Origin of the sequence: Phyllobacterium sp. (assembly GCF_037994405.1) — a bacterium.
Lineage (GTDB): Bacteria > Pseudomonadota > Alphaproteobacteria > Rhizobiales > Rhizobiaceae > Phyllobacterium.
In genome coordinates, this window is the sequence record NZ_JBBNAN010000148.1 from 1 (window position 1) to 6,586 (window position 6,586).

The 6,586-nt window shown below is 58.2% G+C and carries 8 protein-coding genes and 1 pseudogene; 2 read left to right on the forward strand and 7 right to left on the reverse strand.

What is annotated here, in order from left to right; all coding sequences use genetic code 11:
- From AAAC48_RS08990 to blh, 5 genes are all read right to left on the reverse strand, one after another.
- The coding region (locus AAAC48_RS08990) for a sulfite exporter TauE/SafE family protein (protein WP_340653851.1) at window positions 1-384 on the reverse strand (384 nt) is incomplete at its 3' end.
- The gene (locus AAAC48_RS08995; protein WP_340653852.1) at window positions 381-815 is read right to left on the reverse strand and encodes a YeeE/YedE family protein; all 435 of its coding nucleotides are present in this window, start codon (window positions 813-815) and stop codon (window positions 381-383) included. The genes AAAC48_RS08990 and AAAC48_RS08995, both read right to left, overlap by 4 nt.
- Window positions 812-1,222 (reverse strand): YeeE/YedE family protein, encoded by a 411-nt coding sequence (locus AAAC48_RS09000; protein WP_340653853.1) that lies wholly within the window; start codon window positions 1,220-1,222, stop codon window positions 812-814. The genes AAAC48_RS08995 and AAAC48_RS09000 overlap by 4 nt, the downstream gene beginning before the upstream one ends.
- The gene (gene bigR, locus AAAC48_RS09005) at window positions 1,219-1,557 is read right to left on the reverse strand and encodes a sulfite-sensing transcriptional repressor BigR (RefSeq protein ID WP_340653854.1); all 339 of its coding nucleotides are present in this window, start codon (window positions 1,555-1,557) and stop codon (window positions 1,219-1,221) included. The genes AAAC48_RS09000 and bigR overlap by 4 nt, the downstream gene beginning before the upstream one ends.
- A 5-nt stretch (window positions 1,558-1,562) precedes the next feature.
- On the reverse strand, window positions 1,563-2,858 hold the full coding sequence (gene blh / locus AAAC48_RS09010) for a bifunctional sulfur transferase/dioxygenase Blh (RefSeq protein WP_340653855.1): 1,296 nt from the start codon (window positions 2,856-2,858) through the stop codon (window positions 1,563-1,565).
- Window positions 2,859-3,603: 745 nt separating this feature from the next.
- Between blh and AAAC48_RS09015 the strand changes: the two genes are divergently transcribed.
- Together AAAC48_RS09015 and AAAC48_RS09020 are read left to right on the forward strand one after the other, a co-directional pair.
- Window positions 3,604-3,936, forward strand: a complete 333-nt coding sequence (locus tag AAAC48_RS09015) for a helix-turn-helix domain-containing protein (RefSeq protein ID WP_340653856.1) — start codon at window positions 3,604-3,606, stop codon at window positions 3,934-3,936.
- Window positions 3,933-5,219, forward strand: coding sequence for a HipA domain-containing protein (locus AAAC48_RS09020; protein WP_340653857.1), 1,287 nt, complete (start codon window positions 3,933-3,935; stop codon window positions 5,217-5,219). Before AAAC48_RS09015 ends, AAAC48_RS09020 begins: the two co-directional genes overlap by 4 nt.
- Before the next feature lie 19 nt (window positions 5,220-5,238).
- Here the strand turns inward: AAAC48_RS09020 and AAAC48_RS09025 are convergent.
- Together AAAC48_RS09025 and AAAC48_RS09030 are read right to left on the reverse strand one after the other, a co-directional pair.
- Window positions 5,239-5,565: pseudogene (locus AAAC48_RS09025) on the reverse strand (IS110 family transposase); the annotation flags it as partial.
- Entirely contained in the window at window positions 5,550-6,509 is a 960-nt protein-coding gene (locus AAAC48_RS09030; protein WP_340653858.1) for a helix-turn-helix domain-containing protein, read from the reverse strand. The gene AAAC48_RS09030 and the pseudogene AAAC48_RS09025, both read right to left, overlap by 16 nt.
- Between the last annotated feature and the right edge of the window lie 77 nt (window positions 6,510-6,586).

Consider the following 6,586-nt stretch of genomic DNA (forward strand, 5'->3'; position numbering starts at 1 on the left):
GCGTTTGGACGGCTTCTGCTTGCCTGGCCGCAGCATAAGTGTTCCCACCACGAGCATCACTGCTGCGAACAGGAAGAGCAGCCGGGTGCCGTCCATCGCCTTGCCGAGGCTTGAACCCGCAAACGCACCGATCGCCCCAAGAAGTGCAAAGACAATGGCGCAGCGCCACCAGACATGACCTTTCATCGCATGGCTTGTGAAGTTGGCGAAGGCATTGACGGAGACCGCGAGCGCGCCCGTACCGATCGCGATATGCGGTTGCGTCACGCCGACGACGTAGAGCAGCAACGGTGTGGCAAGAATGGACCCGCCACCACCGACCAGCCCCAGCATGAAGCCGACAAGCCCGCCGGACCCGATGGCTGCGACGACGTTGGCTGTCATGATGTCCTCCGTGCCACATAGCGGTCGTGAAGCATCATTCCCGCGAGCATGAAGGCAGCAAAGATCACGGACTGAATGAGACCAAGCGATAGGGATGCGACTGCTGGCCCTGGGCAGAATCCCCCAAATCCCCACCCTGCCCCGAAAATCGCAGAGCCGACGATGAGCCGCCTGTCGATTGCGTTGCTGGAGGGAAGATGAAACGTGCGGTCGAAAGCAGGACGATCCATACTGCGCAGAATCTGCATTCCAGCCGTGGCAACTGCCACCGCACCGCCGAGAACGAAGGCCAGGCTCGGGTCCCACGCGCCAAAAATATCCAGGAAACCCTGAACGCGTGCCGGATCGAGCATACCAGAGAGCGACAGGCCAAATCCGAACACCAGGCCCGCGGCCAGAGCCGTGAGAACCTGTGCCAATTGCGATTTCATCCGCCAAAGCCCTTCAGAATTGCAACCGCAGCCACACCAGTTGCAAGGAAAGTCGCGACCGCCGCCATCGAGCGTGGCGAAAGCCGGGCGAGGCCAAGAACACCATGACCGCTGGTGCAGCCCGAACCCATGCGCGATCCAAAGCCGACCAGCAACCCCGCGCCGGCAATCAGCGGCAAAGAAGCAGTGATCGTTATCGTGGGCCATTCTCCGAATAGCCCCAGAAACACCACTGGCCCCAGCATCAGCCCGATGACGAAGGCGGTATTCGTGGCGATGCCAATGCCTTGTGCCAGCCGCCCGACGATGCCGCTGATACCAGCAATCCGGCCGTTGAGCAGAAGAAGCATTGCTGCGGATAGTCCGATAAGCATGCCACCTGCGAGTGGAGACATATAGGTGTTCATGCCTGCTCTCCATCGGAACAGAATATGTCGTAGAGCGCACCGACCAGATGGGCGGCCTTTTCGGCCGTTAGTCGATAGAATATTTGCTTGCCGTCACGCCGTGTCTCCACGATATCTGCCTCTCGCAGCACCGTCAGTTGCTGCGAGAGGGTCGGCTGATGGATGTCGAGTGTTGCCTCCAACTCGCCGACCGAATACTCCCCTTCAACCAGTGTACAAACCAGCATCAGCCGTGCAGGATGAGCGAGCGTCTTGAGGAGATTTGCAACCTCGCCTGCCCGCGCCTCCATTGCGGCGGGCGTCATGCCGTTTTCTGGGATCTTCTTCGTATCCATATTGATCACCATGCTGCCCCTTTCAGGGCATCAAGCGGGAATTTTAGGTAACGCCGGCCGTTTTCTTCCGGCTCCGGCAGACGGCCCCCGCGCAAATTGACCTGTAAGGCATGCAGGATCAATTTCGGCATCGGTAGGGTGCGGTCACGCGCTTCGCGCAGTTCAACAAAAGCGTCTTCAGTGACGCCGGCAAGATGCGGATTCGAACGCTTCTGTTCGCCGACTGTGCTTTCCCAGCGCGCTGTGCGTTCGCCCGGCCGATAGTCGTGGCCGGTAAAGAGACGAGTTTCGTCCGACAGCGAGAGAATGTCTTGAATGGAGTGCCACAACTTTCGCGCGTCTCCACCGGGAAAATCCGCGCGTGCCGTGCCGCCATCCGGCATGAAGATCGTGTCGTGCACGAAAGCCGCATCACCGATCACATAGGTGATCGAGGCCAGCGTATGACCCGGCGAATACAACACACGGACATCAATGGACCCAACCCTGAACTGGTCGCCGTGCGCAAAAAGCCGATCCCACTGCGAACCGTCCGTCCGGAGTGCCGGCCAGTTATAGATGTCCTTCCAGAGGCGTTGGACGTCGACGACGCGTTCGCCAATGGCGGTCGGCGCACCGGTTTTTTCCTTCAAATAGTGCGCCGCGGAAAAGTGATCCGCATGCGGATGGGTGTCGAGAATCCATTCGACGATGAGTTGGTTCTCCGCGACATAGGCAAGGAGCGCATCGGCATTTTTGGTGGATGTGGCTCCCGACTTCTCATCGAAGTCGAGCACGGGATCAATGATGACGCAATTGCCGGTATCCGGATCAGAGACAACATACTGAACACTCGAGGTACGCGGATCATAGAAACCCTTGACCAGCGGTCGCCGCGCATAATGCCGCGCCAGCCACTTTATCGCTGAAGAAAGATCAAGGCCGAAGCTCTGTCCGTAGGCAAGGATATCATCCGGCTCCATACGGCCGTCGAGAACTTCACCCAACGTATGCAACAGGAGCGCGCGCGTCCCGGTCTTGCAGTGGGCTAGTACCGGACCCTTTGCACCGGCCAAAGCCGACTGAAAGGCGCGGATGTCCGCCTCCGTGGTCGTTGCGCCTGTCACAGGAATGAAGGTGTAGGAAAGCCCGGCACTGTTCGCAGCGTCCCGCTCGGCAGCATTGCCCGCCTGCCCTGGTTCTTCCTCATCGGGCCGGGCGTTCACCACAGCGGCAAAACCCTTATCGCGAAAGCCCTGAAACTCGCTTAGGCTTGGCTGGGCGGAAATTGACAGGTGATCGGATATTTTGGTCGTCTGCATGGGTCGCTCCAAGGCGCGATTAATTCAATATACATTTAAGCATAATATATAATGATAACCTATGCAAGCGATGACGGTTTTCCAGACAGGTGATGCTCCCTACCAGAATGGCGCAGTTAACGCTGGCATTTACTCCGCCAATCTGGCTCAAACAGGGGGCCGAATGTGCGGGTTGTTGACACTGAACGCGTCGCTGGCGGTTGGGTGATCTCCGCTGTTGGTCAGGGATCTGGATTGTGCTCGGATGTAACAAACGCTCAGCGCCGCCATGGCTGGTATCACCGGCGTCTTCAAGACCTGCCGGTCCACCGGACGGTCGTGACCATGAGGCTGAGAGTGAACCTCTGGGGATGGGCACCTGGGTCAAGCTTCATCTTCTCGTGAACCCTGCTGACCTGGATCAGGTCGTCCAAATGAAGGACTGTTGTCCAGAATAGGTTTCGAGGCCAACGAGGATCGATATGCTTGCAAGCGGGACGATCTAATCCGCCTGGGTCGCAGCGCAGACTCGCTATCATTGATGACCGCGCCGCGCTTCGGCAAGGAACCGAGCAATTCAAGGTGTCATTCGATGAGTTGTGCGACGTTTACCGCGCAAGCGCCTGGGCAAGAGAAAACGTCCAGGTGGCCGTCGCTGGCGGGTCGGGCCATCTCTCCCCTGTTTGACGATTTGGAATGACAAATAAATTATGGTCGTATATATGAAATGCAAAGTGCGTTAAGAATCGCTATATGAGACCATATAATGAGATCGACTATTGCTGACACATTGCCATCAAAGGTCCGCCGCTCGCTTGATAAGCTCGGCGGCGACCTAGCAATCGCACGCAAGAAGCGCAGCCTCACGACGGCGATGATGGCGGAGAGACTGGGTGTGGCGAAGAGCACTTATCTGCGAACGGAGAAAGGTGATCCGACCGTTTCAATGGGCATCTACGCGATGGCTCTGTTCGTCCTCGGCTTCGCCGATGCTCTGGGCGAGATCGTCGATCCTCGCCGCGACGATCAAGGCCATCTGCTCGATGCGGAACGCTTGCCCAAGCGCGTTCGGGTCAAGAAGAAGGCACAACCGCTATGAGACGCACGATAGAGGTTCTTATTGGAGACGAAGCTCGTTTTCTTGGATTGATTCACTACAACCAGCAGGGAGCGCGTGAGAGTGCGACGTTCGAGTACAACCCTGACTGGTTGGCTGCCGCGGAACGTTTTGCCGTCGATCCCGCGCTGCCACTTGTCACAGGCCCACAGTTTCATCGCAAGACAAGAGATGGCTCGGTCTTCCATCCCGCCATCGCCGACACGGAGCCGGATGGTTGGGGCCGGCGGGTCATTCAGCGGGATCATGCCAAGCGTCGCCAGGAAGCCCGGCGGGCTGGTCAGGACGTGGAAGCGCGTCCGCTGAACGCCGTCGACTATCTGCTTGCGGTTGATGATATAAGTCGGGTCGGCGCACTGCGCCTTCGCGATGAAGATGGGCTATTCCAACGCGCTGCGGAAGATGGTCGGCGCACCACACCGCCCCTGATCGAACTTGGTCATCTTTTGTCTGCGAGCCGGGCGGTGGAGACAAATAGCGAGACGGCGGCCGATCTGGCATATCTTCGCGGCCGGGGGACGTCACTTGGCGGGTTGCGGCCCAAATGCACTGTCGTGGACGATGATGGGCGGCTGTCCATCGGCAAGTTTCCAAGCGTCGGCGACGAGCGCGCCGTCACCAAAGGCGAAGTGCTTGCGCTACGCTTGGCGGAGGTGTCCGGCATCAACGCGGCCACGGCGCGGTTGGTCGAGAGCGCCGGAGAGCCGGTCGCGCTGATCCGTCGCTTCGATCGGCCGGATGGCGGCGGCCGGCTAATGTATGTGTCGGCGGCGACTATGTTGGGGGCGGAGCCGGGCGATCCCGGCGAGCATGCCTATACGGAGATCGTGGACGCTCTTCGGCAGTACGGTTCACAGCCGCAGGCGGACATCGAGGAACTCTGGCGCAGGATCGCCTTCTCGATCCTGATAACCAACGTGGACGATCATCTGTTGAACCACGGCTTCCTCCACGTCGACCGCGGCCAATGGCGGCTGTCGCCGGCCTTCGACGTGAACCCCTTTCCAGAGAGGATGCGGGAGCTGAAGACCTGGATATCCGAGGAGGTCGGCCCGGAAGCTACCATCGACGCTCTTATGTCGGCGACCGGTTACTTCAGGATCGCGAAGCCACGTGCACGTGAGATTTTGGGCGAGGTCGAATCTGCTGTTGCGAGATGGCATGAGGAAGGCGCCGTGATAGGAATGACGACAGGCGAACTCGATCAGTTCGCGGACGCATTCGAGCACATCGAGCGCGCTGCCGCGCGCAGAGTTGCGGCGTAAGCCTTATGTCCGGCTTTTGCCTTCGGGCGGGTGCGACAATCGCCTTTTGCCGGCCACGCCGCTTGGGGACATTCATCGCCCAGGACTTGAGCCAGAACCATTTCTTCACCCGGCTTAACATCACTTGAACTGTCTCATAGAGGAGAGTTCGCAACAAGCTGTCGCCCCATAGCGAGATGCGCCCAATGGGTAAGCTCTCGCCCGATTGATGGAGGATGGGTGTCAATCCCAGAATTGCCTCTGCGGCCTTTGAGTGCCTGAAACGGGCCGGAATGTCGATTGTCGCGGTATAGACCAGCGCCACAACGGGTCCTACCCCAAGGAACGTCATCAGCCACCGGCTGACGCATTATCTGCGCTAACGTCGCGTATTGCATTTCCGTAGCCGATTTTACTGGGCTGTAGCAGATTCCGCGTGTCGCGACGGAAATCGGACGGCGACATTCCCGCGATGTTGCGGAATGATTTGTTGAAAGCGCTGAGAGAGCCAAAGCCGCTCTCCATAGCGACCTGCAGCACATTGACTTCCTCTTTGAGCAGCATTGCCTGGGCATAGGAGAGGCGCAGCAAGCTCACATAACTGTTGAGAGTCATGCCGGTCGATTTCTTGAAGACACTCATCGCATATTTCGGATGCAGATTGGCTGAGAGCGATATATCCACGGAATCGATCTCATGCAGAAAATTGGCGGCGATGAAATCGCACATGCGGGCTACTGCACGAGATGATTGCTGACTGGACTGGTCGTTAGCAGGTGCACCCGTGTTATCAGGCACCATTTGGAAAGGCTCAAAGCACACACGTTCGATGCGAAGCAGTAACTCACTCACTGCGTGCTCGCCCTTGGCGGGATCATCGGACCGCACGTAGCGGAACCATCGTGCGAAATTCTCCGCATCCGCCGCATCGGTGGCTGATGTCACCAATGTCTGACCCTGCATTAGGCGACTTGGCACCGTATCGGGCAAGCGCATGCGAAAGAAATGAACGAGCGGCAAATGCGCCCCGGCATAGATCGAATCGTCGGAAGATTCGTCCATCTGGTGCGGCTGACCGCCCCAGAACAGGCACATATCTCCCGCGTTGAGGCTGAGTGCATGGTCGCTCATCCGATAATGAACAGAACCACGAATGATATAATTGACTTCCACCTGGGCATGCCAATGCGGCATGGCCATGATCGCCGGGTGGTTGTGAAACATCTGCAACGATGTGGGCATCCCCTCCACACTGCTCGCACCCGGTTGGTAAATTGGCCTTTCTCCCATCTTACTTTCCACCCAGTTCATCTGTCCGTTTTAGGAGACAGCCGCTCCCTTGTCGTTAGTGTAGCCACGTTCGCAAAGAACGAGCAATTGAAAAGGGA

Coding starts and splice junctions, on each gene's coding strand:
- AAAC48_RS08995 (WP_340653852.1), bottom strand. CDS start 815: ATGAAATCGCAATTGGCACAGGTTCTCACGGCTCTGGCCGCGGGCCTG.
- AAAC48_RS09000 (WP_340653853.1), bottom strand. CDS start 1,222: ATGAACACCTATATGTCTCCACTCGCAGGTGGCATGCTTATCGGACTA.
- AAAC48_RS09015 (WP_340653856.1), top strand. CDS start 3,604: ATGAGATCGACTATTGCTGACACATTGCCATCAAAGGTCCGCCGCTCG.
- blh (WP_340653855.1), bottom strand. CDS start 2,858: ATGCAGACGACCAAAATATCCGATCACCTGTCAATTTCCGCCCAGCCA.
- bigR (WP_340653854.1), bottom strand. CDS start 1,557: ATGGATACGAAGAAGATCCCAGAAAACGGCATGACGCCCGCCGCAATG.
- AAAC48_RS09020 (WP_340653857.1), top strand. CDS start 3,933: ATGAGACGCACGATAGAGGTTCTTATTGGAGACGAAGCTCGTTTTCTT.
- AAAC48_RS09030 (WP_340653858.1), bottom strand. CDS start 6,509: ATGAACTGGGTGGAAAGTAAGATGGGAGAAAGGCCAATTTACCAACCG.